This is a genomic window from Thermobifida halotolerans (assembly GCF_003574835.2).
Lineage (GTDB): Bacteria > Actinomycetota > Actinomycetes > Streptosporangiales > Streptosporangiaceae > Thermobifida > Thermobifida halotolerans.
In genome coordinates this window covers 4,901,204-4,925,125 of the sequence record NZ_CP063196.1, presented here as the reverse complement: position 1 = coordinate 4,925,125, position 23,922 = coordinate 4,901,204, and the positions used below count along the sequence as shown (strand labels likewise).

Annotated in this window: 18 protein-coding genes; 7 read left to right on the top strand and 11 right to left on the bottom strand. The window is 69.4% G+C overall.

Going from position 1 to position 23,922, the window contains the following annotated elements; genetic code table 11:
- Nucleotides 1-125: 125 nt before the first annotated feature.
- The 6 genes from NI17_RS22005 to NI17_RS21980 all read right to left on the bottom strand — a co-directional run bounded on the left by NI17_RS22005 (nucleotide 126) and on the right by NI17_RS21980 (nucleotide 7,323).
- Nucleotides 126-1,547 carry an NAD(P)/FAD-dependent oxidoreductase gene (locus NI17_RS22005; protein ID WP_068690191.1) on the bottom strand — a complete coding sequence of 474 codons (1,422 nt, stop codon included), beginning with the start codon at nucleotides 1,545-1,547 and terminating at the stop codon, nucleotides 126-128.
- Between the two features lie 60 nt (nucleotides 1,548-1,607).
- Nucleotides 1,608-2,435, bottom strand: a complete 828-nt coding sequence (locus tag NI17_RS22000) for an ABC transporter permease (RefSeq protein WP_068690189.1) — start codon at nucleotides 2,433-2,435, stop codon at nucleotides 1,608-1,610.
- Nucleotides 2,432-3,295, bottom strand: a complete 864-nt coding sequence (locus tag NI17_RS21995) for an ABC transporter permease (RefSeq protein ID WP_068690187.1) — start codon at nucleotides 3,293-3,295, stop codon at nucleotides 2,432-2,434. Before NI17_RS21995 ends, NI17_RS22000 begins: the two co-directional genes overlap by 4 nt.
- 6 nt (nucleotides 3,296-3,301) lie before the next feature.
- Nucleotides 3,302-4,546 carry an ABC transporter substrate-binding protein gene (locus tag NI17_RS21990; protein ID WP_369974982.1) on the bottom strand — a complete coding sequence of 415 codons (1,245 nt, stop codon included), beginning with the start codon at nucleotides 4,544-4,546 and terminating at the stop codon, nucleotides 3,302-3,304.
- Nucleotides 4,547-4,598: 52 nt separating this feature from the next.
- Nucleotides 4,599-5,750: an ABC transporter ATP-binding protein gene (locus tag NI17_RS21985; RefSeq protein WP_068690185.1), complete on the bottom strand. Its 1,152-nt coding sequence runs from the start codon at nucleotides 5,748-5,750 to the stop codon at nucleotides 4,599-4,601.
- A gap of 100 nt (nucleotides 5,751-5,850) precedes the next feature.
- Entirely contained in the window at nucleotides 5,851-7,323 is a 1,473-nt protein-coding gene (locus NI17_RS21980) for a gamma-aminobutyraldehyde dehydrogenase (protein ID WP_119268062.1), read from the bottom strand.
- A 218-nt stretch (nucleotides 7,324-7,541) separates the two neighbouring features.
- Between NI17_RS21980 and NI17_RS21975 the strand changes: the two genes are divergently transcribed.
- Entirely contained in the window at nucleotides 7,542-8,930 is a 1,389-nt protein-coding gene (locus tag NI17_RS21975) for an aspartate aminotransferase family protein (RefSeq protein WP_084012529.1), read from the top strand.
- 497 nt (nucleotides 8,931-9,427) lie between these two features.
- Nucleotides 9,428-10,351 carry a PT domain-containing protein gene (locus tag NI17_RS21970; RefSeq protein WP_243597564.1) on the top strand — a complete coding sequence of 308 codons (924 nt, stop codon included), beginning with the start codon at nucleotides 9,428-9,430 and terminating at the stop codon, nucleotides 10,349-10,351.
- Nucleotides 10,352-10,424: 73 nt separating this feature from the next.
- Here NI17_RS21970 and NI17_RS21965 read toward each other — a convergent pair whose 3' ends face one another.
- Both NI17_RS21965 and NI17_RS21960 read right to left on the bottom strand, forming a co-directional pair.
- Nucleotides 10,425-11,189, bottom strand: a complete 765-nt coding sequence (locus NI17_RS21965) for a crotonase/enoyl-CoA hydratase family protein (protein ID WP_119268049.1) — start codon at nucleotides 11,187-11,189, stop codon at nucleotides 10,425-10,427.
- A 10-nt stretch (nucleotides 11,190-11,199) separates the two neighbouring features.
- Complete coding sequence (locus NI17_RS21960; RefSeq protein ID WP_068690178.1) at nucleotides 11,200-11,973, bottom strand: SDR family oxidoreductase; 774 nt, start codon at nucleotides 11,971-11,973, stop codon at nucleotides 11,200-11,202.
- A 419-nt stretch (nucleotides 11,974-12,392) separates the two neighbouring features.
- Between NI17_RS21960 and NI17_RS21955 the strand changes: the two genes are divergently transcribed.
- Together NI17_RS21955 and NI17_RS21950 are read left to right on the top strand one after the other, a co-directional pair.
- Nucleotides 12,393-13,229 (top strand): hypothetical protein, encoded by an 837-nt coding sequence (locus tag NI17_RS21955; protein WP_068690176.1) that lies wholly within the window; start codon nucleotides 12,393-12,395, stop codon nucleotides 13,227-13,229.
- Nucleotides 13,230-13,240: 11 nt separating this feature from the next.
- A complete protein-coding gene (locus tag NI17_RS21950; protein ID WP_068690173.1) occupies nucleotides 13,241-14,338 on the top strand; it encodes an ROK family glucokinase in 1,098 nt (365 codons plus the stop codon).
- Here the strand turns inward: NI17_RS21950 and NI17_RS21945 are convergent.
- The gene (locus NI17_RS21945) at nucleotides 14,309-15,652 is read right to left on the bottom strand and encodes a KamA family radical SAM protein (RefSeq protein ID WP_068690171.1); all 1,344 of its coding nucleotides are present in this window, start codon (nucleotides 15,650-15,652) and stop codon (nucleotides 14,309-14,311) included. The two genes, NI17_RS21950 and NI17_RS21945, sit on opposite strands and share 30 nt — an antisense overlap.
- Before the next feature lie 403 nt (nucleotides 15,653-16,055).
- Here NI17_RS21945 and plsX point away from each other — a divergent pair, with 403 nt between their 5' ends.
- From plsX to argS, 3 genes are all read left to right on the top strand, one after another.
- The gene (gene plsX / locus NI17_RS21940; protein WP_068690169.1) at nucleotides 16,056-17,144 is read left to right on the top strand and encodes a phosphate acyltransferase PlsX; all 1,089 of its coding nucleotides are present in this window, start codon (nucleotides 16,056-16,058) and stop codon (nucleotides 17,142-17,144) included.
- A gap of 67 nt (nucleotides 17,145-17,211) precedes the next feature.
- Nucleotides 17,212-18,516, top strand: coding sequence for a hypothetical protein (locus tag NI17_RS21935; protein WP_084012528.1), 1,305 nt, complete (start codon nucleotides 17,212-17,214; stop codon nucleotides 18,514-18,516).
- Between the two features lie 390 nt (nucleotides 18,517-18,906).
- Nucleotides 18,907-20,952: an arginine--tRNA ligase domain-containing protein gene (gene argS, locus NI17_RS21930; RefSeq protein ID WP_068690167.1), complete on the top strand. Its 2,046-nt coding sequence runs from the start codon at nucleotides 18,907-18,909 to the stop codon at nucleotides 20,950-20,952.
- A 175-nt stretch (nucleotides 20,953-21,127) separates the two neighbouring features.
- On the opposite strand, the gene NI17_RS21925 is transcribed toward argS, so the two are convergent.
- Nucleotides 21,128-21,955, bottom strand: coding sequence for a sulfotransferase family protein (locus NI17_RS21925; protein ID WP_068690165.1), 828 nt, complete (start codon nucleotides 21,953-21,955; stop codon nucleotides 21,128-21,130).
- On the bottom strand, nucleotides 21,949-23,898 hold the full coding sequence (locus tag NI17_RS21920; RefSeq protein ID WP_170163077.1) for a YcaO-like family protein: 1,950 nt from the start codon (nucleotides 23,896-23,898) through the stop codon (nucleotides 21,949-21,951). Before NI17_RS21920 ends, NI17_RS21925 begins: the two co-directional genes overlap by 7 nt.
- Nucleotides 23,899-23,922: the final 24 nt, after the last annotated feature.

The following is a 23,922-nucleotide window of genomic DNA, read 5'->3' as shown; positions in this document are numbered from 1 at the left end:
CAAGGTTCCCAACGGCTCCGGGGACCAGATGACCCGTTGTGCCGTACAGAGTGACCCGGCTGGAAGCGTCCCGGTTTCCTCCTGCGGGGCTCCGGTCCCCGGAAATCCCTTCCAGGAAGGACGGATCAGCTGTCGAACCCCATGCCCACCGCGTCCAGGGCGCGCAGCCACAGGTTGCGGCGGCCGTTGTTGCGGTCGGCGGCGGCGATGGACCGGCGGGTCAGCTCGATGCCGACGTAGCGGAGGGGTTCGGGCGGGAAGGGGATCGGCCTGCTGCGGACCATCGCGGTGCGGGTGCGTTCGGTCTCGATCCCGGCGAGCCGGTCGAGCATGACCTCGGCCCCGAAGCGGGTGGCCGCCACCCCCAGGCCGGTGAAACCGGCGGCGTAGGCCAGACGGCCGCCGTAGGCGGTGCCGAAGTAGGCGCAGAACCGGCTGCACGTGTCGATCACCCCGCCCCACGTGTGGGTGAACCGCACGTCCTCCAGTTGCGGGAAGGTCGTGAAGAAGTGCTCTGCGAGCGCCCGGAAGGTCTCCGGCCGCTGGTCGAACTCGGGGCGCACCCTGCCGCCGTAGTGGTAGATGACGTCGTAGCCGCCCCACAGGATGCGGTTGTCGGAGGTGAGCCGGTAGTAGTGGAACTGGTTGCCCGCGTCCGACAGGCCCGCGCGGCTCGCCCAGCCGACGGCCTCGCGCTGCTCGGCGGTCAGCGGTTCGGTCATCAGGGCGTAGTCGTACACCGGCACCACGAAGTGCCTGAGCCGCCGGAGCGGGCCGGGGAACGCGCCGGTCCCCCACGCCACCCGGCGGGCCGCCACCGACCCGCCGCGGCTCTCCAGGCGCAGCCGTCCCGGCTCGGAGCGGATCGCGCGCACCGGAGTGTGCTCGAAGATCCGCACTCCCAGCCGCAGGCACGCCTCCCGCAGCCCCCAGGCGAGCTTCGCGGGGTGCAGCATGGCCACCCCGTCGCGGTCGTGGACCCCGCCCAGGTAGGTGGGTGAGTCCACCTCGGCGCGCACCTGGTCGGCGTCCAGGTCGACCACGTCGTAGCCCAACTCCCGCATCCGCCGCGCGTCCTCGGCCAGGTCGGCGACCTGCCACTCCTCGGTGGCGACGGAGATCGCGCCGGTGCGTTCGAACTCGCAGTCGATGCCGTACCGTTCGACGGCCTCGGCGATGCGGTCCAGGTTCTGGTGCCCCAGGCGTTCCAGTTCGGCGATCTCGTCCGGCCAGCGCTCCACGCCGTTGGCGTGTCCGTGGGTGAGGCTGGACTCGCAGAACCCGCCGTTGCGGCCCGACGCCGCCCAGCCGACGGTGCGCGCCTCCAGCAGCACCACGTCGCGGTCGGGGTCGCGCTCCTTGGCGAGCAGCGCCGTCCACAGGCCGCTGAACCCGCCCCCGACCACGGCCAGGTCGGTGGTGATGTGCCCCTTCAGCGCCGGTCGCGCTTCCGGAACCTCGTGGTCCGCGACCCCGGGGTCCTGCCAGAACACCCGGGGCTCGGCGTCGGCCAGCGCGGCGGCGGCCAGGCGTGCGGTTGCGGACACGGGATATCACTCTTCTCGTCGGTACGTGGAACAGACTCGGCCGTGGTCGGGGGGACGGGGTCAGGAACGCCGCCGGGCGAGGACGACGTTGGTGATGGTGAGCAGCACACCCACCACGAAGATCAGCGTGCCCATCACGTTGACCTGCGGGGGGATGCCGACCCGGGTGGCTCCCCAGATCCACAGCGGGAAGGTGCTGAGGTCGCCGCTGACGAAGGTGGTGATGATGAAGTCATCCACCGACAGCGCGAACGACAGCAGCCCGCCCGCCATGATCGCGGGGAACAGCATCGGGAAGGTCACCAGCCGGAACGTGGTCCAACTGTCGGCGCCCAGGTCGCGTGCGGCCTCCTCGATCTTGGGGTCCAGCGTCATGACCCGCGCCCGCACCGTGATCGCCACGAACGAGACGGTGAACATGACGTGCGCGATGATCACCGTGGCCAGACCGGTGGTCAGGTTGACGGTGAGGAACAGCGACAGCAGCGCCGCACCGATGACCACCTCCGGCGCGGAGATCGCCGCGAACATCACCAGGTTGCTGACCTGCTGACCGCGGAACCGGTACCGGCCCATCGCCAGGCCGAGCAGGCTGCCGGCGATGCCGGAGACGAGCATCGTCGAGCACCCGATGACCAGGGTGTTGAGCAGCGCCTGGTTGAGGTCCGGGTAGGCGAACGCCTGGCCGTACCACTTGAGGGTGAACCCCTGCCAGGTGACGTTCTGGCGTCCGGAGATGTCGTTGAAGCTGAACGCGATCATGCCCACGATGGGCACGAACAGCCAGACCAGAACGGCCCAGGTGAACAGCTTGCCCAGACTGATCCGGGGCCGCCACCGGCGCGGCGCGGCCGTCCGCCCGGTGCTCTCTGCGACAGTGGCGCTCATCCGGCCTGCACCTCCATCACGCGTTCGGTGCCCAGAGCCCTGGCGTAGCTGAAGATACCGATCAGCAGGACCGCCATCAGTACGAACGTGATGGCCGCGGCGGTCGGATAGGCGTTGTTGACCAGGTACTGCGAGTGGATGATGTTGCCGATCATGGTGTTGTTCGTGCCGCCCAGGACCGAGGCGCTGACGTAGTCGGCGCTGCTGGGCACGAAGACCAGCAGCACTCCGGCGAAGACCCCCGGAAGTGACAGCGGCAGGATGACGTGGACGAACGCGTGGAACCGGGAGGCGTACAGGTCGTAGGCGGCCTCGACGACCCGGTGGTCCACCTGTTCCAGCACCGCGTAGATCGGCATGATCATGAACGGCAGGAAGTTGTAGGCCAGGCCGAAGACGACCGCGACCGCGGTGCTGAGGACACGGGCGTCCTCGGGCAGCAGCCCGATCGCCTTGAACGGCCCCAGCACCAGCCCGTTGTCGGCGAGCAGGAACTTCCAGGAGATGGTCCGCAGCACCTGCGTGACGAAGAACGGCAGCAGGACGAGCAGCAGGTAGGTGGACTTGTGGGCGCCCCCGTGGAAGGCGATCCAGTAGGCCACCGGGTACCCGACCGCGATGCACAGCAGGGTGGCGGCCAGTCCGTAGCCCAGGGAGCGCAGGATCTGCTCCCAGTAGGTGGTGACCACCTCCGGGTAGACCGCGACGTTGAAGGTGGGCGTGAACCCCGTGATGATGTTGCCGGTCATCAGGGACATCCACAGCAGTCCGATGATCGGCACCACGAAGAAGATACCCAGCCAGAGCCACGCGGGCAGCGCCAGCAGGTACGGGGCGGCCTTACTTCTCAACCGTGTCATGGTCGGCTACGCCTGGGTGATCGCCTGGAAGGTGGAGTTGAACTCCTCGTCCTCACCGGCCTCCACGTCCAGCGGCACGTAGTTGTGCAGCTTGGCGTAGTCGCTCTGGGTGGGGAAGACCAGCGGGCTGTCCGCCAGGTCCTCCAGGGCCTGCTTCTCCTCGCCGCTCAGCTCCTCGGCCTTGTCGCGCAGCACCTCCTGGGCGTGCGGCACCGGGCAGATGTAGTTGATGTACTCGGCGAGGCTCGCGGCGATGTCGGGGTTGTAGAAGAAGTTCATCAGCATGAGAGCGTCCACCGGGTTCTGCGCGGTGATCGGGATCGTCATGTTGTCCGTCCACAGCGTGGCGCCCTCTTCGGGGATGACGAACTTCAGGTTGGTGCCCTCCTCGGCGTTGACCTGGAAGATGTCACCGGACCAGGCCATGGTCATCCAGATGTCGCCGTTGGTGAGCGGCTGGACGTAGTCCTGCTCGTAGTAGGCGCGCACGATGCCGTCGTCGCGCTGCTTCTTCAGGGCGTCGGCGGCGGCCTTCCAGTCCTCGGGGGTGGAGTCGGCCGGGTCGACGCCGTTGTAGAGCAGGCCGAAGTTGGCGATCTCCTGGGGGTCGCGGAACATGCCGACCCGCCCCTCGAACTCGGGGTCCCACAGGTCCTTGAGGGAGGTGATCTCGCGTCCGACGCGCTCGGGGTCGTAGGCGATGCCGGTGATGCCGGAGGCGTAGGGCACGGTGTACCGGTTGCCGTAGTCGTACGCCGACATCTTGTACGTGTCACCGGCGAACTCGGCGAAGTTGAGCAGTTGGTCGTGGTCCAGTGGCGCGAGGTGGCCCAGCGCGATGAGCTTGTTCAGCTCCTGGCCGCTCGTGAGCACCATCAGGTCGGCGCCGATGTCGTCGCCGTTGGCCAGGAGCGGCTGGATCTCGCCGAACCACGACGGCATGTCCTGGATGGACTCGCTGTACTCGACCTCGATGCCGGTCGTCTCGGTGAACTGCTTGAGTTCCGGCTTCTCGGGGTCCATGTAGAGCGGCCAGTTGGCGAAGCGGAGTTGGCCGTTGCTCTTCTTGTCCGCCCAGAAGTTCTCCGAGGCGGGGGCCTGCTGGCCCTGGCCCTCGACGCCGCAACCGGCCAGGGCCAGGGCCGCGGCGGAGAGTCCGGCGAACCTGAGGGTGTCCCGACGGCTGTAGCGGGCCTGGGTGAGGCCGCGAAGCTGGGCTGGGGTGATGGTGGGTCTTCTGGTCTTACGCACGGGGTCGTACTGCTCCTGATGTAGTGGGGACGGATGGCGACCGGCCGATCGCTCAGCCGGGAAGCACATAGGAGTGTTCGGGGCGCCAGGACAGCCACACGGTGTCGCCGCGTTCGGCGAGGTTGCTGGCGTCGGAGGAGTTCTGTTGGAACACCACGATCTCGGTGTCGTCAACGGTCCGCACGGTGTAGTGCGTGGTCGATCCGAGGTAGACGACCTCGCGTACCGTACCGTGAATCCGACTCAGAGTCTCATTCGGCTTCTCGACGCCCAAATGGATCTTCTCGGGACGGACGGTGAGAATCAGGTCCACTCCGGGGGCCGCTCCGTCCGCGTGCGCCAGAACGTGCTGGTCGTCGCCGTAGTCGATCCTGGCGTGGCCGTCGGCGACGCCGTGGACGGCGCCGGTCAGGATGTTGGAGGTGCCGATGAACCCGGCGACGAACCGTGTGGCGGGGGTCTCGTAGATCTGCGCCGGAGTGCCGAGCTGCTCGACCACGCCCTTGTTCATGACGGCGATGCGGTCGGACATCGTCAGCGCCTCACCCTGGTCGTGGGTGACGTAGACGAAGGTGATGCCGACCTCGCGCTGGATGCGTTTGAGTTCCAACTGCATGGCCTGGCGCAGTTTCAGGTCGAGCGCGCCGAGCGGCTCGTCCAGCAGCAGCGCGCTGGGCCGGTTGACGAGCGCGCGGGCCAGGGCCACCCGCTGCTGCTGGCCGCCGGAGAGTTGGGTGGGCTTGTGCCTGGCCCGGTCGCTCAGCTCCACCAGCTCGAGCATCTCGGCGACCCGGGTCCTGATCTCCGCTGCGGGGACCTTCCTGCGCCTCAGGCCGAAGGCCACGTTGTCCGCGACGGTCATGTGCGGAAACAGCGCGTAGCTCTGGAAGACCATGTTGACGTCGCGGCGGTTCGGCGGAACACCGGTGACGTCCCTGCCCGCCAGGCGCACGGTTCCCGAGGTGGGCTCCTCGAATCCCGCGATCATCCGCATGGTGGTGGTCTTGCCGCAGCCGGAGGGCCCCAGCAGGGAGAAGAACTCCCCCTGCTGGATCTCCAGGTCGATCCGCTGCACCGCGGTGATCGTGCCGTGACCGGAACGGTAGACCTTACCGACTCCTTCCAGACTGATGGCGGGGGCCGCTGGGGCGCCCGTTGTGCCCGCGCCGCGCGCGGCCGGTGTCTCTTGCGTGGTGGTCGCCATAGTCGTGGTGGTCCTTTACTCGGAGGGGGTGCGTCTCGACGTGGCCCTCGGGAGGACGTCGATTACTCATACTGGTCCGAGGAGCGGATCAGCTGACGTCTCAGTCTCTACCGATGTAGCTCATGACGTGCTTGACGCGCGTGTACTCCTCCAGACTGTAGAGGGAGAGATCCTTGCCGTAACCGGAGTGCTTGAAGCCGCCGTGCGGCATCTCGGCGACGAGCGGGATGTGGGTGTTGATCCACACACAGCCGAAGTCGAGGCGGCGCGACACCCGCAGGGCACGCGCGTGGTCCCTGGTCCACACGCTGGACGCCAGTCCGTACTCCACCGAGTTGGCCCAGGCCACGGCGGTGTCCTCGTCGTCGAAGCGCTGGACGGTGATGACCGGGCCGAAGATCTCGTCGGTGACCATCTCGTCGCCCTGGCGCAGGTCGGACACGACCGTGGGGGCGAAGAAGTAGCCGGGACGGTCGAGGGCGGAGCCGCCGGCCAGCACGCTGGCGTGGTCGGGGACGCGGTCGAGGAAGCCGCCGACACGGGCGAGCTGGTTGGGGTTGTTCAGCGGCCCGTACAGGGCGTCGGTCTCCTCGGGGCCCGCGGTCTTGGTCTGCTTGGCCTGTTCGGCGAGCGCGGCGGCGAGGTCGTCGTGGATGCCGGGAGCGGCCAGGACCCGGGTGGCCGCGGTGCAGTCCTGTCCGGCGTTGAAGTAGCCCGCCTCGGCGATGCCCTGTGCGGCCTTCTCCACGTCCGCGTCGTCGAACACGATCACCGGGGCCTTGCCGCCCAGTTCCAGGTGGAGCCGCTTGAGGTCGCGGGAGGCGGCCTGGGCGACCTCGTATCCGGCGCGGGTGGAGCCGGTGAGCGAGACGAGCCGGGGGGTGGGGTGGTCCACGAGGGCGCGGCCGGTGTCGCGGTCGCCGGTGACGACGTTGAACACGCCGGGCGGCAGGAACTCCGCGGCGATCTCGGCGAGCAGCAGGGTGGACGCGGGGGTGGTGTCGGACGGCTTGAGCACGATGGTGTTGCCCGCGGCCAGGGCCGGGCCGATCTTCCACGCGGCCATCGCCATGGGGTAGTTCCACGGGGTGATCTGTCCCACCACGCCGAGGGGTTCCCGGCGGATCCAGGAGGTGTGGTCGGCCAGGTACTCTCCGGCGGCCCTGCCCTCCAGGGTGCGCGCGGCGCCCGCGAAGAACCGCAGCGAGTCGGTGACCTGCCAGATCTCCTCGTCCTTGGTGGCCTGGACGGGTTTGCCGCAGTTCTCCACCTCGGCGGCGACGAGTTCGTCGACGCGCTCCTCGACGGCGTCGGCGATCCTGTTCAGCGCGAGCTGCCGTTCGGCGGGGGTGGAGTCGCGCCAGCCGTTCTCGAACGCGTCGGCCGCGGCCCGGAAGGCGCTGTCGACGTCGTGTGCGGTGGAGACCGGAGCTTCGGCGAACACCTCGCCCGTGGCCGGATTGACGATCGGGGCGGTGCGGCCGTCGACGGAGTCGACGAACTCGCCGTTGATGAAGTTGCGCAGGCGTCGCGGGCCTTCGGAGTGGCTGGTCACGTTCTTCTCCCTGGTCATCTGCGGCACGGCACGCACAGGGCCGCTACGGAAACCCTGGCAGACTCCTCATCCTAGAACAAGGGATTCCGTTGTAAACATTGGATTTCACAACCGATACTTGACAGGTTTTCTTTAGATGCGACTATTTCATTGGGGGCACTCCGTGCTCCGACTTGTCTGCGCGGAGGGAGCCGGACCCGGCGCCCTCCGCTGGAACGCAGCTCTGGGGGAACCAAGTGACAGTGCGGTCAGGCAGTGGACTCACGGCGAACGAGCTCCAACAGGCGGCGAAGGACCACCTGTGGATGCACTTCACCGAGATGGCGGCGTACCGGGACGGCGACGTCCCGGTGATCGCGCGGGGTGAAGGACCCTACGTGTACGACGCCGACGGCAGGAGGTACCTGGACGGCCTCGCCGGTCTGTTCGTCTCGCAGATCGGCCACGGCCGCGCCGAGATCGCGGAGGCGATCGCCGAGCAGTCCCGGAAGCTGGCCTACTTCCCGATCTGGACCTACGCCCACCCCACGGCCGTCGAACTGGCCGACCGGCTCGCCGACCTGGCTCCGGGCGATCTGAACCGGGTGTTCTTCACCACGAGCGGCTCCGAGGCGGTGGAGTCCGCCTGGAAGCTGGCCCGCCAGTACTTCAAGCTCATCGGACAGCCCACCCGGCACAAGGTGATCAGCCGCCGCATCGCCTACCACGGCACCAGCATGGGCGCGCTGTCGATCACCGGCCTGCAGGCCATCAAGACCCCGTTCGAGCCGCTGGTCCCGAGCACCATCCAGGTGCCCAACACCAACATCTACCGCGCCCCCGTGCACGGCGACGACCCGGAGGCGTTCGGCCGCTGGGCCGCCGACCAGGTCGAGGCGGCGATCCTGCAGAACGACCCCGAGACCGTGGCGGCCGTCTACGTCGAGCCGGTGCAGAACTCCGGCGGCTGCTTCCCGCCGCCGCCCGGGTACTTCCGGCGGCTGCGGGAGATCTGCGACCGCCACGGAGTGCTTCTGGTGTCGGACGAGGTCATCTGCGCGTTCGGCCGACTGGGCGCGTACTTCGGCGCGCAGCGCTTCGACTACCTGCCGGACATCATCACCTTCGCCAAGGGCGTCACCTCGGGGTACGTGCCGATGGGCGGCCTGATCGCGCGTGAGGCGCTGATGGAGCCGTTCCTGGAGGCGGGCAACTCCTTCCTGCACGGCGTCACCTTCGCCGGACACCCGGTGGCCGCCGCGGCGGCACTGGCCAACCTGGACGTCTTCGAGCGCGAGGGGATCATCGAGCACGTCCAGGCCAACGCCCCGGTCTTCCGGGCGACGCTGGAGAAGCTGCTCGACCTGCCGATCGTGGGGGACGTGCGCGGCGAGGGCTACTTCTACGGCATCGAACTGGTCAAGGACAAGGAGACCAAGGAGACCTTCACCGACGAGGAGTCGCACCGCCTGCTCAAGGGCTTCCTCTCCCCCGCCCTGTTCGAGGCGGGTCTGATCTGCCGCGCCGACGACCGCGGCGACCCCGTCGTCCAGCTCTCCCCGCCGCTGGTCTGCGGCGCGGAGCACTTCACCGAGATCGAGAGCGTCCTGCGCACCGTGCTCACCGAGGCGTGGCAGCGGATCTGACCCCCACCCCCAGGACCGGGAAGCAGCGGGAGGGCTCCCCGGTCCCCCTTCCTCCCGCGGGTCTCCGCCGCGACCGTCCCCGGCGCCGGGCATGACCGCAGGAGCACGATCGACACGCTCCGGGTGGGCGCAACCTCGGTCACTGCCCAGATGACCTTGACACCAGCGTGCCATTTTCCGCGGTTGGATGCCCGCTCCCGTCAAGATCAACACTCCGGGGCATCCCACTCCGAAAGGGTTGCGTGGGATGCCTCGACCTGGTCGAGCCGTGCACAGCGGGTCCGCGCTCCCAGCGGTCGGCGGCGTTCCCCGGTTGCTGATCATGCGGGTAATCGGCCTGCCAAAACCGGGGTGAGGAGGCCAATTGTTGGCCAAGAGTGCGGGCTGCCGGGTTTCAGGGCTCCTCTCCACGGATTGTTGTTCGGATTGCGCACCCAAAAGTCCCGCGGGTGTGGAACCGGCAGCGCTCACTCCTGGGGGGAAGGTTGAGTCTTCTGATGAGGGGAATCGTGGCGGCGGGGTTGTCGGCCGCCCTGGCTTTCTCCGCGATATCACTTCTGGCCTGGCACAACACGGACCGGGCGATACCGCCTCCCGAGGCCGGAACGTCAGCGGTACTGGTCCGGGACGCCTCGAGGGTCACCGGGTGGGAGTGCTTCGCCGAGTCCTCCCCGGGATCGGGTTCCGCGGGCTGCTCCCGGGAGACGACCGACCTTCCGACCGGACTGGACCTGGCCGGGGAGGCCACGGTCCAGGACGACCCCGACGCCTCATGGCCCGACCAGTGGCCGCCCCCGGCGGCGACCCGGCTGGACGGGGTCACGGGGTCGCCGACCCACTCGCCCACCGGACGGCCGACGGACCGGCCCACGGGCAGGCCGACCGACAGGCCGACGGACCGGCCCACCGACAAGCCGACCCGCAAACCGACCGCGTCACCCACCGAACGGCCCACGCACCGGCCCACGGGCAAGCCGACCGACAGGCCGACGGACCGGCCCACCGACAAGCCGACCCGCAAACCGACCGCGTCACCCACCGAACGGCCCACGCACCGGCCCACGGGCAAGCCGACCGACAGGCCGACGGACCGGCCCACCGACAAGCCGACCCGCAAACCGACCGCGTCACCCACCGAACGGCCCACGCACCGGCCCACCGACAAGCCGACTCGCAAACCGACCGCGTCACCGACCGGCAAACCGACCGGCAAGCCCACCGGCTCGCCCACGGCGTCTCCGACGGAGGAGCCCACCGCCTCGCCCACCGAGACGCCGCCCGCGGCGGACGGGGGGTCACTGCCGGTGACCGGTGTGGAGACGATGGTGTTCGCCGTGATCGCCTTCGCCGTGGCGCTCATCGGCGCGGCACTCATCGCGGGGAGCCGTCAGCGTCCGGTCCGGCGGCACCGGCTCAGGTGATCCCACGGCGACGGCCGTGGCGCCGGCGGCTGGTCTGCCCGCCGGTGCCACGGCCGCTGTCGGAGGTGCCGGGTCACTCACCCCTCCAGACCGGCCTGCGCCTCTCCGCGAAGGCCGCGGCGCCCTCGGCCGCGTCGTGACTGGTGAAGACCGGTCCGGTGAGTTCGTCCTGGCGCCGCCACCGCTCCTCGCCCGCCCAGTCGTCGGATTCGACGATGACGCGTTTGGAGACGGCGACCGCCATGGGGGCGTTCTCCGCGATCCGCGCGGCGAGTTCCCGTGCCCCGTCGAGTGCCTGGCCGCTGGGGGTGAGCCGGTTGACCAGGCCGAGTTCGGCGGCGCGCGGGGCCGGGACGAAGTCCCCGGTCAGCGCGAACTCCATGGCGATGTTGCGGGGAATGCGGTGCGGCAACCGGAGCAGTCCGCCCGCCGCCGCGACCAGACCGCGTTTGACCTCGGGAATCCCGAACCTGGCGTCCTCGGCGGCGACCACGAGGTCGCAGGCGAGCACCGCCTCGAACCCTCCGGCCAGCGCGTATCCCTCGACCGCCGCGATCAGCGGCTTCTTCGGCGGGCGCTGGGCGAAGCCGCCGAATCCGCGTCCCTCGACGATCGGCACCTCACCCTGGAGGAACGCCTTGAGGTCCATGCCCGCGCAGAAGGTGCCGCCCGCGCCGGTGATGATCCCGACGGTGAGGTCCCCGCGGGAGTCGAGGTCGTCCAGTGCCGCGGCGATCTGCTCGGCCACGGCCCGGTTCACCGCGTTCCTGGCCCGGGGGCGGTTGATGGTGATGACGGCGACGCCGTCCGCCGCCTCGTAGAGAACCTCGTCGGCCATGGTTGCCCTCCTACTTCGGCTGCATGCGCAGGCCGCCGTCGATGCGCACGACCTCGGCGTTGACGTAGCTGATCTCCAGCAGCGCGCGGACCAGCCTGGCGAACTCCGCCGGGGTGCCCAGCCGCTTGGGGAACGGCACCGGTGCGGCGAGCCGCTCCTTGAACGCCTCGGCGTCGGGCCCCTGGCCGTAGATGGGCGTGTCGAGGATTCCGGGGGCGATGGTGTTGACGCGCACGCCGATCGCGGCCAGGTCGCGCGCGGCCGGGACGGTCATGCCGATGATGCCGCCCTTGGAGGAGGAGTAGGCGATCTGGCCGATCTGTCCCTCGATGCCCGCCAGCGACGCGGTGTTGACGATCGCGCCGCGCTCGCCGTCCTCGTTGACCGGCTCGGTCCGCGCCATCGCGGCGGCGGCCAGGCGCACCAGGTTGAAGGTGCCGATCAGGTTGACGTCGATGACCTTGCGGTAGGAGGCCAGGTCGTGCGGTGTGCCGTCGCGCGCCACGGTGCGGGACGCCCAGCCGATGCCCGCGCAGGACACCGCCGCCCGCAGCGGCCTGCCGGTGTCCACCGCGGCCCGCACCGCCGCCTGCACCTGCTCCTCGTCGGAGACGTCGGTGCGGACGAAGACGCCGCCGACCTCCTCCGCCAGAGCCTCGCCGCGTTCGGCGTTGAGGTCCGCGATGACCACGGTCGCCCCTGCCGACGTCAGTTCCCTGACGGTCGCTTCTCCCAGACCGCTCGCGCCGCCGGACACGACGGCGGCAACTCCGTTCAGTTCCATGGGGCGCACTCTACAGAGCCGGACCCCAAAAAACTAGAACGACATTCGGTTCTTTCGGTCAAGGCATCGCCCGAGGAGTTGACGGCGGCCCCGGCCACCCCCGGCGCCCGCAGGCCCCGTCCCCACGGCGCTCCCTCCCCGGTGGCCGGGAGTGGCCACCGGGGAGGGAGCGCCGTGATCTCGCCCTCTTCCTGGACTCTTCCGGAATCCCGGCGCCTCCCAAGAGGTTCTCAGGACGACACGGGTGTCCGAGAGGATCCGGCGAACGTACACTTGCCTACCTGTCCACCAGGAGTCCGGAGCGGGCGCGCCCCTCCGCTCGGCGGATCCGCAGGTGTGCCGGTTCCTCGTTCTCCGCCGTCCCCCTTTCCTCTCCCCCTGGTTGTCGACTGCGCCCTTCCCGGGCCTAGGAGGCATGCGTGAGCGATTGGTTCACCGTTCACATCGTGGCCACCGGACGGTTGCCGCTGTTCAGCTTCTTTGTCGCGTTCGTGGCCGGGTTCCTGCTGATCCGCCTCAGCGTGCGGATGATCCGCGCCCAGGTCCGGTGGTGGCCCGGCAATGTCACCCCCGGCGGCCTGCACATCCACCACGTCGTCTTCGGAGTGGCGCTCATGCTGGTCGGCGGGGTCGCCGGGCTGCTCATCACCGACCGGAGCGGCTGGACCATCGCCACGGCCGCGGGCCTGTTCGGACTCGGCTCCGCACTGGTGCTGGACGAGTTCGCGCTGATCCTGCACCTGCGCGACGTGTACTGGACCGAGCAGGGACGCACCTCCGTGGACGCGGTGTTCGTGGCGATCGCCCTGAGCGGACTGCTGCTGACCGGTCTGCGCCCGGTGGGCTGGAGCGAGTTCCAGAGCACCGCACCGGGCGCCGCGCTCGCGCAGACCGGAATGGCCTCGCTCATCCTGGTCAACTTCGCGGGCGCGACGGTCAGCCTCCTCAAGGGCAAGATCTGGAGCGGCATCATCGGGGTCTTCGTCCCCGTGATCAGCATCGTCGCCGCGGTGCGACTGGCGGTCCCCGGTTCGCCGTGGGCGCGGTGGCGCTACCCCGAGGACTCGGTCAAGCTCTCCGCCGCGATCCGCCGTGACCAGCGGCTGCGCCGCCCGCTCATCCGCGCCAAGATCCGCTTCCAGGAACTCATCGCCGGACGCCACGACCTCGTCCTCGAAGCCGCCTCCGCCCTCGACCGCGCGGCGCTGCCCGCCGTCCCGGAGCGGCGTGACCATCCGGTCACCCAGGTCGACTAGGGTCACACGGCGTGGTCTTCACACGGGGGACGGGCCGCCGACGGCGCGGGCTCGTCATCGGAATCGACATCGGCGGCACGAAGGTCGCGGGGGGCGTGGTCACCCCGGCGGGCCGGGTCCTGGCACGGCTGCGCACCGAGACGCCGGACCGGAGCAAGAGCCCCAAGGTCGTCGAGGACACCATCGTCGACGTCGTCGAACAACTGAGCCGCGGCCACCGGATCAGGGCGGTCGGTGTGGGCGCCGCCGGATTCGTCGACGAAAGGCGCACCAACGTGCTGTTCGCCCCGCACCTGTCCTGGCGTGACGAACCGCTGCGCGAGGCGCTCCAGGACCGGCTCGGGCTCCCCGTGGTCGTGGAGAACGACGCCAACGCCGCGGCCTGGGCCGAGACCCGCATGGGAGCGGGACGCGGAGTGCGCGACGTCGTCGTGGTGAACCTGGGCACCGGCATCGGCGGCGGCATCATCATCGACGGAGCGCTGCGCCGGGGACGCCACGGTCTGGCCGGAGAGTTCGGTCACATGGTCGTGGTGCCCAACGGACACCGCTGCGAGTGCGGCAACCGGGGCTGCTGGGAGCAGTACGCCAGCGGCAACGCCCTGACCCGCGAGGCCCGGGAACTGGCCGCGTCGCACTCCCCGATGGCCTCCCGGCTCCTCGACGCGGTGAACGGCGACCCGTCCATGATCACCGGCCCGCTGGTGACCGAACTGGCCCGCGAGGGCGACCGCGCCTGCGTCGAACTGCTGGAGGACATGGGCGCCTGGCTGGGCGTGGGTCTGGCGAACCTGGCCTCGGCCTTCGACCCGGAACTGTTCGTCATCGGCGGCGGGGTGTGCGAGGCCGACGAACTGCTGCTCGCTCCGGCGCGCACCCACTTCGGGCGCGCGCTCACCGGACGCGGCCACCGCCCCGAGGCGCGCATTGTCCGGGCGGCGCTGGGCAACGAGGCGGGTCTGATCGGCGCGGCGGACCTGGCCCGCGACGTTCCGTCGTCCCACCACGTCCGGCCGTTCCGGCGTGCGGCGCGGTCCCGACTCCTCCTCCGCGGGGAGCCGGAACCGCGCACTCGGCGATCAGGGGTGGGCGGCGCCGACCAGCCCTGAGGCGTCTCCGGGCGATTCCGCCTCGTAGGGGAAACGGGTGGCGCCCAGCGCCGGCTGCAGGTCGAACAGCCAGGCGGCCTTCTCGTCGTACTTGGCGAAGAACGGCCGGTTGACCAGTTCGGGGTCGCGTGCCTGGATGAAGTGCAGCATGAACACCTTCTCACCGTTGATCTCGGTGACTCCGTCCACGCACACCTTGCCGGGGGTGGCCGACATGGACGGGCCGCGCACGGTCCGCGCCAGCCCCGAGACGCTGGTGTAGGCGTCGCGGAAGATCTCGTAGGCCTCGGCCAGCGGCACCGCGAAGTAGTCCTGCGGCCCGGTGTCGCGCTCCACGAACATGTAGTAGGGGACCATCCCCTGCCGCACGTGGGTGCGCCACATGCTCGCCCAGACCGCGGGGTCGTCGTTGATGGTGCGGATCAGCGGCGCCTGGGTCCGGATCACCGCTCCGGTGCCGCGGATGCGCCGCACCGCCTCCTGCACCATCGCGGGCTCCATCTCCCTGGGGTGGGAGAAGTGCGCCATGAACGCCAGGTTCTTGCCCGACTCCACCACCCGCTCGAACAGCCGGAGCGTGTCGTCGGCGTCGGGGTCGGTGACGAACCGCTGCGGCCAGTAGGCCAGCGACTTGGTGCCGATGCGGATGGACTCCAGGGTCTCCACGCCCAGCAGCGGCTCGACGTAGCGCGACAGCACCGCCTCGCCCATGATCATGGGGTCGCCGCCGGTCAGCAGGACACTGGTGACCTCGGGATGCTGGTGCAGGTAGGCCACCAGGCGGTCGATCTCGTCGGTGGCCATCTTCAGGTCGGGCTCGCCGACGAACTGCGCCCAGCGGAAGCAGTACGTGCAGTAGGAGTGGCAGGTCTGGCCCTGCTTGGGGAAGAACAGCACCGTCTCGTGGTACTTGTGCTGCACGCCCTGCATCGGCTCCTCGCCGACCTTGGGCAGGTTGAGCTCCATCTGCCCGGCCGGGTGCGGATTGAGTCTGGCCCGCACCTCGTTGGCGGCCTGGTTGATCTCCTTGCGGGGGGCGTCGCCGCGCAGCAGGTCGGCGATCCTCGCCACATCCTCGGCGGGGAGCATGTCCGCCTGCGGGAAGGTGAGTCGGTAGATGGGGTCGTCGGGAGCCGCGTCCCAGTCGATCAGCTCGTCGATGACGTAGGAGTTGACTCGGAACGGCAGCACGGTGGCCACCGCGCGGATCGCGAGCCGCTCGTCGTCCCCCAGCCCCGCACGAGCGGTCAGCTCGTCGAGGTGCTTCGACGTGTAGGCACGGAACCGGCGGCCGGCGGACGCCTGCAGTGCCATGTCGTGCGTCAAGCTCACGCGTCTCCTCTCGTGTCACATATCACGCGAGTCGGCGGTCGGTCGACCGAACGTGATATCGCGGTCGCACTGTGTGCGCATATCGGACCCGCTTATGACCTTGTCGGCGCGGTCACGGGGCGACATGGGCTGCGTCGCCCCCCTCTCACTCGCGGGGGTCCGATTCCGGCAGGCTTCTTACACTATTCATCCCCTTCTGAGGTGAGAATTCCGAGTGCGGCAATATCTCGGAAACACAGTGATTTCTCAGGTTCCGCACCGTATAACCGATCTTCTCGTCCAAGGTGTGGCCTCGTCACCACGGCCCCGGCGATGCGCAATACCCTGACCCAGGGGACGCACCGGATCGGCCCGCCGCGTGCCCTCCACCCGCACGAGGAGCCCCATGAGCAGCGCAGTCACCGCCCAGCGGTCTTCTTCCGCCCAACCGCCTCTCATCGCGGTGGACGCGATGGGCGGCGACCACGCCCCCGGCGAGGTGGTCGCGGGAGCGGTGCGGGCGGTACGCGAGCACGGACTGCGCCTGGTCCTGGTGGGACGCACCCCCGAACTGACCCCGCTGGTCGCCGCCGAGGGAGCCGCCCGAGAGCTGCCGATCGTGCACGCCGAGGAGGCGCTGGCGATGCACGAGGGCGCGCTGGCGGCATGGCGGCGGGCGCGGTCCAGTGTCGCGGTGTGCTGCAAACTGATCCGCCAGGGCACCGCCGCCGCACTGGTCTCGGCCGGATCCACCGGCGGCGTGGTGTCGGCGTCCACGGTCCGCCTGCGCACCCTTCCTGGAGTGCTGCGCCCCGCACTGGCCCTGGTGCTGCCCACCCGCCCCAAACCGACGGTCCTGCTGGACGCCGGGGCCAACGCCGACGCCAAACCGGAGATGCTGGTGCAGTTCGCCCACCTGGGGGCGGCCTACGCGCGCATCGGGCACGGCGTCGCGGAACCGCGCGTGGGCATCCTCACCATCGGCTCCGAACCGGGCAAGGGCAACAGGCTGGCCCGTCGGGCGGCCGAACTGCTGTCCGCCCACGCCTCGGAGGAGCCCCGGCTGGACTTCCGCGGCAACATCGAGGGACACGACCTGCTCGCCGGACTCGTGGACGTGGTCGTCACCGACGGTTTCACCGGGAACGTGGCGCTGAAGTCGGTGGAGGGCGCGGTGAGCTTCGCCTTCGAGGAGATCCGCGCGGCGCTCACCTCCAGCCCGCTGGCGCGGTTCGGCGCGCTGTTCCAGCGCCGGGCCCTGCGCGAACTGCGGGCGCGCTTCGACTCCGAGTCCTACGGCGGCGCGGTGCTGCTCGGCCTCAACGGCACCGTGGTCATCGCGCACGGCGCCAGCCGCGCCCAGGGCGTCGCCCAGGCCTGCGTGCTCGCCAACAACCTGGTGCTCGGCCGCATCACCGACCAGGTCCGCCGGGGCGTGGCGGGAGTGAGCCGCGCCCCGTCCTGGCTGCACCGGCTGGGCTCGTCCGAGGAGTGAGGGTCCGGCGCCGCCGTCCCGCGGACCGCGGTTTCGCGCACACCCCCACTCGCGGCATGCTGGGCGGGTGCCCGATCAGTCCGCCCGCCGCTCCCCCGCGCGCACCACCGCGGCGCTGCTGCTGACCCTGACGACCGTCGCGGTCACCGGGGTCGTGACCCTGACGAGTGTCCGCTCCTACACCCCGTCGCCGCTGGAGCGCACCGACGCCGAGGTGGTCGCCGACACGCTGCCCCGCCTGGCGTTCGTCCGGAGCGCGCTGGACGGGGGCGCGGGCGCGGACATGCAGGCGCTGTTTCCCGAGGGCTACTTCTTCACGCACGCGCTGTACGGACTGACCTGGCTGTCGGTCGCCCAGCGCGCCCCGGAGCGGCGGGACGAGGCACTGGCGGAGGCCCGCTGGACGCTGGAGCGGCTGTCCTCACCGGAGGGGACCGCGCCGTTTCCCGCCGACGCCGTGCCCGCCCACGGGGTGTTCCACGCGGGGTGGAGCACCTGGCTGCGCGGACGGCTCGTGGCCGCGGCGGGCGGGGCACGGGCCGCGCCCGAGGAGATGGCCGCACTCGACGCCGCCGCCGAGGAGCTGGCCGCCGCGTTCGAGACGTCCATCGCGGACGGCACCCCGTTCCTGTCCGCCTACCCGGGGCAGGCGTGGCCGGTGGACAGCGTCGTGGCCATGGCCGCGCTGCGGCTGCGCGACCACCTGGCCGGAGAGGACCGCTACGCTCTCCTGTTCCGGACGTGGATGACGCAGGTGCGGACGCGCCTGGACCCCGTGACCGGTCTCATCCCGCACCGGGTGGACGCCGTGGACGGCCGCGTGCTCCAGGGCGCGCGGGCGACCTCCCAGTCGCTGCTGCTGCGTTTCCTGTTCGAGATCGACCCCGAGTGGGCCGCGGCCGACTACACGGTCTTCCGCGAACTGTTCGCCTCCGACACCGCGATGCTGCCGGGTGTGCGCGAACACCCCCGGGGCGACGACTCCCCCGGAGACGTCGACTCCGGTCCGCTGGTCCTCGGGCTGTCCGCGTCGGCCAGCACGGTCGCCATCGCCGACGCGGTGCTCGCCGGGGACGCGCCCACCGCCGCCGCGCTCACCGGTCTCGCCGAGGCCGCCGGCATGGCGGTGGAGTGGGGAGGCGAGCGCCGCTACCTGGGCGGCGTGCTGCCGGTGGGCGACGCTTTCCTGATGTGGGCGCTGGCCACGACGCCCGCCGTGCCCGCGCACGTCCCCGCCGCCCCCGCCGCCACCGTCTCCCCGTGGTGGCGGCTGCCCTGGCACGCGCTGACCCTGTTGCCGACGGCGGCCCTGCTGTGGTGGACGGTCCGCCTGTGGCGTCCGCCCCGCCGTCCGCGCCCCGCTCCGGCGTGAGGCGGTGCGTGCCGGGTTCACGAAGCCGCTCTTTCGGGGCGGAAAGTCACCGCCTGTCCAACCGCCGCCCGCCGTCACCACCACCCCGGCAAACCTGTGCGGCCGGAGCACTAGGGTACGCTCAGAAGCCGAAGCCCTAGAACCGCCTCGAAGGTGCCGATCCACGCAGTGTCTCTTCAGACTGGCTGGGCGGCACGCCGCCGGACGAGTGATTCTCGCCGTCGGCACCGCCGCTGACCCCCGGGTCACCGCCCTTCGTGAAGACAACCGGTACCAGCCGTGTGCGGTCCGTGTCTCCGGCCGGAATTCGGTTCCCGATGCGGCGCAGGCGAGCATCAGGCCACACACTCACCCGATACGACTACTTCCAGGACACTAGAACCGATCCTTATGAACGAGTTGGCCAAGCTGAACGAAACCCGTAGGCACGAGGTGGAAGCGCTCCGCGACTCCGTCAAGGAGCGGTGGCAGGTCTCCACTCCCCCGGCCGCGACGGATTACCCACTGGCCGACCTCAAAGCTCGTATCACCCGTGCGCTGCGGGAACGCTCGGGACGCACCGAGCTGCTCTGGGAACTCGACATCCTCGATCGCGCGAAGATGGGCGCTGACATCGCGATCCGGGTGACCGGCCTGCTCAAGGAAGTCGGTGCCAAGGAGTACATCGCCTCGCACGTCCCATGGATCGTCGAGGCCATGCGCGGCCCCGAGTTGAGCGACGCGGTCGCCGAGGTGACGCACAAGGGCATCTACGTCAACGTCCGTCTGGCCGACTCCTGGTTCCTCAGCAGCGTCCAGGCCGTTGTCGACCTGGACCACCGGTTCGGACTGAACGACAGCCAGGCCGACCGCACCTACGTGGTGGACTACTCCTCGCCCAACGTCGCCAAGACACTGCACGCCGGTCACCTGCGCTCCACCATGATCGGCCACGTACTGGCCAACCTGTACGAGGCATGCGGCGCACTCGTCTACCGGGTCAACCACATCAACGACTTCGGTGGTTTCGGCTTCATGCTGGAGGGCTACCGCCGCTTCCATGACTTGTTCCCCGCCTCCATGGACGACAACGAGCGGCTTCTGGCGATCTACGCCATCCGGCGCTCCCTCGAACGCACTGTCGAGGCAGGCGTCGACCTGGACGCCGCACCGGAAACCGACCGTGAGGTCATCGCCACCTACTTCCCCGGCCTGACCACCGCCGAGGAACTGAAGAACGCCCACGAGGAGTTCGTGGCCGCTTCGGACGCCCGCTTCCAGAAACTGGAGGAGGGCGACGCCGAAGAGGTCGCCCTGTGGGAACGCATGGTCGGCTGGAGCCTGGACGACTTCCGGTCCTTCTATCGGGCGCTGGACATCGACATCGACTTCACCATGGGTGAGAGCTTCTACGCCGACGCCGGCAACCAGGTGGTGGACCAGGCCATCCAGGACGGGCGCGCCTACCGGCTCACCCAGGACATGGTCGACGAGGAGATCGCCAGACTCGACCGGCTGGTCGAGGCTGAGAAGACGACCGCTGAAGCCCGGGATCAGGCAGCTACCCAGCTCGCCAAGGACCTGGGGGCCATCGTGGTGCCTCTTCCGGGAGGGGAGCGCCTGGTCGTGCGGCGCTCCGACGGACGCAGCATCTACGCCACCCGCGACGTGGGTGCGATCCGGATGCGCCGGGACATCTTCGACCCCACCGACATCGTCTACGTCGTCGGCCAGGAACAGCGCGTGCACTTCTCCCGGCTCTTCCAGGCCGCCGAGGTCCTCGGTCTGGTGCGACCCGGGCAGGTGGACTTCCGGCATATCTACTTCGGCTTCTACGTCGACGCGAAGACCGGCAAAAAGCTCTCCAGCCGCGACAGCGTGGCCAGTGTCACCGACTTGTTGGCCGAATCGGTGCGGCACTACCGGGCCAAGACCGCCGACGGCAGTGACATGAGTGCCGCCGAGGTCGAACAGGCGGCACAGCAGCTCGCGGTCGGGGCGGTGTTCTTCAACGACCTGAAGAAGGACATGAAGGGCACTGTGCCCATCCCCCAGGAGGACCTGGCCCCGGTGATCGCCGAGTTCGAGAAGTCCGGCGGTCCCTACGTGGTGTACTCCGCCGTACGCGCCCGGTCGATTCTGCGCCGCTACGGCAGAGCCCTCCCCAAGGCCGCCGATATCACATCCTTCTCTGTCGACGCCCAGGAGGCGCTGCTGCTCCTCAGGCTGTTCGAGTTCCCGGAGAAGGTGGCCAAGGCCGCCGCAGAGGACAACCCGTCCATCCTGGTCCGTCACCTGCTGGGCATAGCGTCTCTCTACAACCCCTACTACACCGTCGCCCCCGTCCTGCAAGGCGGCCGGGCCAACGAGTTCCGGCTGTTGATCACCAAAGCGGTGGAACTCACGCTCACGGACGGCCTGAGCCTGTGCCACGTGGAGTGCCCACCCCAGATCTGACGGTGCTGGGTGGGGCTGGAAGCGGTGTGCCTCGCGGGACCGGGTCCGTGCGCTGGACCGTGTTCTCGACCAAAGGAAGGGAACTGGCCGGACCCTGCCGTGCGCGGAGAAGCCCGTCCGCCTCGGTGCTCCCTCGCACACACGTTTCGACACTTCTCGTACGGTGTGGACGAAGCTAAGCGTTGGCTCCTGACGGGGACCATTCGCGCCAGACCGTCAGGTCCCGGCGGATCAGTGTCTCCAGAGTGTCGAAGTCCGATTCGTACGAATCGCGCAGTTTCAGGGCAGTGGCGGAGTCCAACTCCGGCGGCGTGAGCCCTCGGGCTCTGAAGCGCTCGGGTGAGGCGGAGTTCTCCACCCGGGCGGGTCCGGTCAGTCCGAAGGGCTCCACGCCAAGAAAGTCGGAGATGGCCGCAAGCACATGGTGTCCGCCATCGCGCTTCCAGTCGTCGTACAGAAGGACCAGCAGTTGGTGTGGAGCAAAGGTCTGAAAGTACCGCAGCAGGTGTCTGCCGTAGAAGCCGCGCTCACGGTAACGCCAAACGTAACCCCACCCTGAGGCGCGTCGTTGCGCCTCCAGGTCAAGCGCCCGGCTGAAATCGCTCTCCGGCTCCGTGCCTTCCAGTCGCTCAAGCCGAAAGCTGGAGAACGCCCGCTCGACCGGATGCCGAAGGATCGCGATGATCTGCGCCTCCGGAGCGGTCCGCCGAATGGATTCCGCAGCACACCGCGACGACAGATAGGCCGGTGTGACCTCCACGCCACGCTGATGCGGCGCACACTCCTGGAAGAGGCCCAGGTAGTCGTCGCGTGAAGCGACCATCCCGGCGGCCATCTCCTCGTCCCCCGGGCCGCGGAGTGCCTCACGGGTGTCAACTGCGTGGTAGCGAGGCTCCAGGACTTCGGGCACGAACAGTTGAGGGTGCTCATCGAAGTAGGTGCGCAGGGTGCTCGTACCGGCCCGGGAGGAGCCGATGACGAAGACCTCCGGGGACTTCACCACGGTAGTTCTCCCCTTCCGCTCCCTGGTGCCGCGCGACACGGAACTGATTCGTCGCCGAGCGCCGAGGGGACCAGAACACGGACGCAGGGGAACGGCACCTCGGGTCGCTGGTAGTTGAGAATGAGAGGCGTTCTACCAACTGCCCGCGACAGGTTGGTCACGCGGGTCAGTCCGTCCGTAGCCGGGGGCACTGTGCTTCCCCCGTCATCCGACATGCTGAACGGGGCCGTGGCCTGATCGGCGAGCCATCGCACAGCCGAGTGTGGGACCGAGGCCCACTTCCGCCTTTCGGCTTGCTCGAAGGCGAGTGCCTGACCTACCTCGCGCAGGGCCTTTGCCGCCGCTGTCGTCAACGTGAAGCCCGCCCCCATGCCCAGTAGGGGAAATCCGCGTTGCGACAGGCTGGACACGGCGACAACAGCCTCGATGCCCGGCATCGGCGGCGGCACCCGGAGCGCGAACAGTGATCTCCCACGCTCCCGGTGGTACGACACCATGATTTCCACGAGTTCGTCCGCGACCAGGTCAAGGCGGATCCGATCGGCCCCCGGCCCTTGCCGCCACCACCTGTTGACCGCCTCCCGCTCCAGATATTCCAGGAAGCCCGTGACAACGGCGTCCTCGGGCGTCTCCCCCAGCGCCATTCCAGTGCCTCCGGAGATCGCTGGACGCGCCGCTCGATGGAAACACATCGCCGCCGGAACCGCGACGGCCGACATGCCTTCCAGAGGGGTACACAGAACCCATTCCTGCTCGGCGCAGCACCCGAGGTCCGGGCCGGCTGGCACGACGATGTTCCGCTCCGGACACAGGTGCGCCTGGTCTGCCAGACTTCTCTCACGAAGGAGAAGAGGATCGTGCGCCTGCTGTACGGAGCAGTACCGTTCCAGACCTTCGAGACCAGCGCGAACTCTGGCTTGCTCCGCTGTCAGGCCGCTGCCGAACGCCTCCCTTCGCAGTCTTGAGTCATGAGTGATCGATCCGTCCGGGTGCACCGCTACGGTCGAGCCCTCACCGCTGGCGTCGGCGTAGCGCACAGTGGCCACATGGATCGGCAGATCCAGGTCCGCGACGGTCCGTGCTGGCTCGATCAGTCCGGTGACCGGCCCGGTCAACGGTTCCAACCGCAGGCGCGCCCGCGTCAGTCCCTTGGTCGGGTCGGCACAGCTCCCAGGTCCGGCCGACGACCGCCAACTCCTGTCGTATCGGTGACCGTGCCGACAGGTGGCGTACGGTGAAACGGGGAGGAACGCGGAGGCTTCCTCTCCGACGTCCAGGCGCAGGATGCCAGGACACGCATCGGCGGTGACCGATCGCAGTGCGGATCGGACCAGCCTCATGGTTTCTTCCGATGGCATGCCCCCGGCGGTCAGTCGCACACAGGCACCGCTGGAGAGACGGGGCCAGATCGCACGGAGTAGATCGTCGTGGCCGAGTAGACGGCCGAGCAGGCACTCCCAGCACATGGTGGGTTCGGGTAGTTGGAGCAGCGAGGAGATCTGCACGGTACCGGCCCGAACGCGGCAGACGGCCCACGGTCTGCCGACGGGAACGGCTGACGGATCGAACAGCGCCAGATCGGCCCAGCTCTCCACCACGAAAACGACAGGTTCTGAGGCTTGCGCGTCGCTGCCGCTGATGCGCATCCGCTTGATGCACGCTCGACCGAACCGAGGCGCGCTGTCCTTGGTGTTCTGCGGGGAGTTCGAGACTCCGCTCGGCCTTGGTCCCCATTCGAGCAGGCCCGCCTTGTCGAGTACCGAGGTGACCATCGCCCCTGCCCTCCCACTGCCGCCGGTGGAGCTGATGTCTGGTGCCGGACACGACGGGACACCGCTGAGACGGGCTGCGGCGGTCAGTGCGGATGGCGTCGCGGGGATCCGGACAAACGCGCGGCCTTGGCGGTGCAGGAGCAGCGTCCGGTCCACCATGAAGATGTCCACGTCCGGCGCGAGTCTCACTTCCAT

Coding starts and splice junctions, on each gene's coding strand:
- NI17_RS22000 (WP_068690189.1), bottom strand. CDS start 2,435: ATGAGCGCCACTGTCGCAGAGAGCACCGGGCGGACGGCCGCGCCGCGC.
- NI17_RS21995 (WP_068690187.1), bottom strand. CDS start 3,295: ATGACACGGTTGAGAAGTAAGGCCGCCCCGTACCTGCTGGCGCTGCCC.
- NI17_RS21985 (WP_068690185.1), bottom strand. CDS start 5,750: ATGGCGACCACCACGCAAGAGACACCGGCCGCGCGCGGCGCGGGCACA.
- NI17_RS21980 (WP_119268062.1), bottom strand. CDS start 7,323: ATGACCAGGGAGAAGAACGTGACCAGCCACTCCGAAGGCCCGCGACGC.
- NI17_RS21970 (WP_243597564.1), top strand. CDS start 9,428: ATGAGGGGAATCGTGGCGGCGGGGTTGTCGGCCGCCCTGGCTTTCTCC.
- NI17_RS21965 (WP_119268049.1), bottom strand. CDS start 11,189: ATGGCCGACGAGGTTCTCTACGAGGCGGCGGACGGCGTCGCCGTCATC.
- NI17_RS21960 (WP_068690178.1), bottom strand. CDS start 11,973: ATGGAACTGAACGGAGTTGCCGCCGTCGTGTCCGGCGGCGCGAGCGGT.
- NI17_RS21945 (WP_068690171.1), bottom strand. CDS start 15,652: ATGGCACTGCAGGCGTCCGCCGGCCGCCGGTTCCGTGCCTACACGTCG.
- plsX (WP_068690169.1), top strand. CDS start 16,056: ATGAGCAGCGCAGTCACCGCCCAGCGGTCTTCTTCCGCCCAACCGCCT.
- argS (WP_068690167.1), top strand. CDS start 18,907: ATGAACGAGTTGGCCAAGCTGAACGAAACCCGTAGGCACGAGGTGGAA.